We start from the raw sequence: 2,286 nt of genomic DNA, 5'->3' as shown, positions 1-2,286 counted from the left end.
GTCAGCAACGTCAAGTTCCAGGACGGGGAGCAGGTAGCCGATCAATCAGACAGGAATGCGGCCTGACCGCCATCCACCAGATTTGACGATAACTCGCTCTTTACCAGGCCGGAGCGGCGACAGAAAGCGACATCATCCGACCAGTTCTTGTTGCTCTTGTAGAAACGAATGCTCTGGGTCTCGTAGAGCCTTCTTAGCAAAGTACATATCCCACAAAACGCGAAAACACTTAGCGGCATAACAAGCAACAAAAGAGGATATTCTGGCGAGTCTGAAAAAAACTGCATAAAAGCTGCCATAACTGAAGTAAAAACAGCCACTCCTAAAACAAAATATCCCGCCCCTCCCACAAAACTTAAAAGATGCGTCCAAAAAACGAACCAGAAACGAAAGAACCGGTAGATCAGACTGATATTTTCATCGACAAACTTCGACCAGCGTATCTCGTTGATCATATTATAGTCGTGAAAGTCTTTATCTCCCATGTATTCATAGGGCATGTACCATGATTCCGAATACTCATATTCGAACTGGGAGGGGTTGACGCCGATATAATGCCCCCAGGGCAGGCGTGCCATATCGAAGGCGTCACCCAGCTTACCGAGCTTACCCTTGGGCGGCGGCGGCGCCTGGCGGGGGATACGATCCGCCGTAAAGGCCGTCTTCTCGTACCCTTCCCGCTCTTCCGGCCGCGTAGCGTCGCTCATGTCCTGCCTCCTTGCTTGTTCCAGCGCCAGGTCAGGTTCACCGGCTGCGCCAGCAGACTAACCCGGTCGTCCAGTTCTCGATGTTTCCGCTCGGCGGGGTCCCAGTACTCGATGGTGCCCTCGCCCTCGACGTCTTCCAGGCTCAGCCGTACCAGCGACTCTCCTCGATGGTAGGCATTCTGAAACTCGGGCTCATGACGGAAGCTTGCCTGATTGGCCATGAGCCAGTCGGCGGGCACACCACCGAACCCCGGCACCGAAGGTACGCCCATGCGGCGCCACTTATCGGGTAACCGCAGGCCAAGATATCGCACCTTGGCATCGTTGGGATCTCGCCGATCGACTTCCACCAAGAGCCGACGCCGATCCATGGGCGCATACTGATAGGTGAACCGCCTGTCGGCTACCGGGGCCGAATAGTCGGCCATCAGGTTGGGGATGGGCAAGGAGAACTCCCCGAACTGCAAGGCGGGGCAGGTCAACCGCAGGGCGATATCGCAGTCGCGGAAACCGGAATCGAGATCGACTAGTCCTCCCGGCGTCACCAGTTCGAAATGCGCCTGGAAGAGCCCCTGCAATAGTTGGAAATATCCTTCTTCGGGCGAGGCCGATTGGAGGGGTTCAAGATAATCATGCTTGTCCTGCTCATCGTCATCCGCCAGGGACTCGAGCCGACCGGCCAGTTCATCCCTTTCATGTCCAAAGGGCCCATAGCGTACCCAGAGGGAGAGACGATCGTCACGAGAGTTAGTCGCCATATATTGGCAGACCAGCGCCACTCCGAGGCTGACCAGCATCACCGGCACCGGCCGCGGCGTGCCTATCAGGCCCAGCAGGCCGTGCAGGAAGCGATTGCGAACCAGCTGCATCCTGGCGGCGTTCGCCAACCCCTGGCCATAGCCAGAGCCCACATAGCTGCCCACGGCAATCGCACCACTGGCGCCCGCCGTCCACCTGGCCGAATCTTTCAGCCCCTGCTGATAGAGTTGATAAGCATCGATGGCTTGCAGCACCGCTGTAAAGAGTCCTGCTGCAAATGCAACAGCCCCGGAACAATCAGGGACAGGTACATATTAGAGCCTTGGGTTTTGATAAACAAGGCCAAAGCAAGGGTAAGACCTCCCCCCATGCCCCAATTCAAAACCAACAGGAAAGAAAACCTTAAACTCGCTTAAAAAAGTACTCTGAATTCGACGTCATCAACGCAGAGAATACAGGAAATACTAACGCCATCATTAAAAACCCAATAAAAGGTATCCCTAGAGCAAACTGCCAAGTAAAGGGCGTGGGCAGGCCGCCTCCGAAGTCCAGATAGGTATCGTTGACCTCACCGATGGCCTGATTGAAATCCACGGGTGCTTCGCCTGTGGGCAAGGGAGCCGGTGAAAGGTAGCTGACTTTGCCACCGGGAAAAGATTCGCAATCTCCGGCCCGATGTGGTCCGGCTATATCGGGCCGCAGTGTATGGGCTTTATTGGCTGTCATCCTGGATTCATAGAATAACCGCAGCACTTTGGACCGCACGGTAGAGGCAGGAGGGCCAGCGCCGGTACCCTCCCTGCTTTACCGACCAAAGTGA

Annotated in this window: 3 protein-coding genes; all 3 read right to left on the bottom strand. The window is 55.6% G+C overall.

The window, feature by feature from the left end; genetic code table 11:
• Positions 1 to 41: 41 nt before the first annotated feature.
• The 3 genes from FHR97_RS20035 to FHR97_RS20025 all read right to left on the bottom strand — a co-directional run bounded on the left by FHR97_RS20035 (position 42) and on the right by FHR97_RS20025 (position 2,192).
• The gene (locus FHR97_RS20035) at positions 42 to 707 is read right to left on the bottom strand and encodes a hypothetical protein (RefSeq protein WP_183385562.1); all 666 of its coding nucleotides are present in this window, start codon (positions 705 to 707) and stop codon (positions 42 to 44) included.
• A complete protein-coding gene (locus FHR97_RS20030) occupies positions 704 to 1,720 on the bottom strand; it encodes a hypothetical protein (RefSeq protein ID WP_183385561.1) in 1,017 nt (338 codons plus the stop codon). Before FHR97_RS20030 ends, FHR97_RS20035 begins: the two co-directional genes overlap by 4 nt.
• Positions 1,721 to 1,868: 148 nt before the next feature.
• The gene (locus FHR97_RS20025; protein WP_183385559.1) at positions 1,869 to 2,192 is read right to left on the bottom strand and encodes a hypothetical protein; all 324 of its coding nucleotides are present in this window, start codon (positions 2,190 to 2,192) and stop codon (positions 1,869 to 1,871) included.
• Positions 2,193 to 2,286 lie beyond the last annotated feature (94 nt).

This window comes from Halomonas stenophila, assembly GCF_014192275.1.
In the GTDB taxonomy this organism is placed as follows: domain Bacteria; phylum Pseudomonadota; class Gammaproteobacteria; order Pseudomonadales; family Halomonadaceae; genus Halomonas; species Halomonas stenophila.
Note: the sequence above shows the minus strand (reverse complement) of the source record. Positions and strands in the feature narration are given on the sequence as shown.

Bases quoted from the DNA above. Each gene is read 5' to 3' on its own strand.
- FHR97_RS20035 (WP_183385562.1), bottom strand. From the start codon at position 707: ATGAGCGACGCTACGCGGCCGGAAGAGCGGGAAGGGTACGAGAAGACG.
- FHR97_RS20025 (WP_183385559.1), bottom strand. From the start codon at position 2,192: ATGACAGCCAATAAAGCCCATACACTGCGGCCCGATATAGCCGGACCA.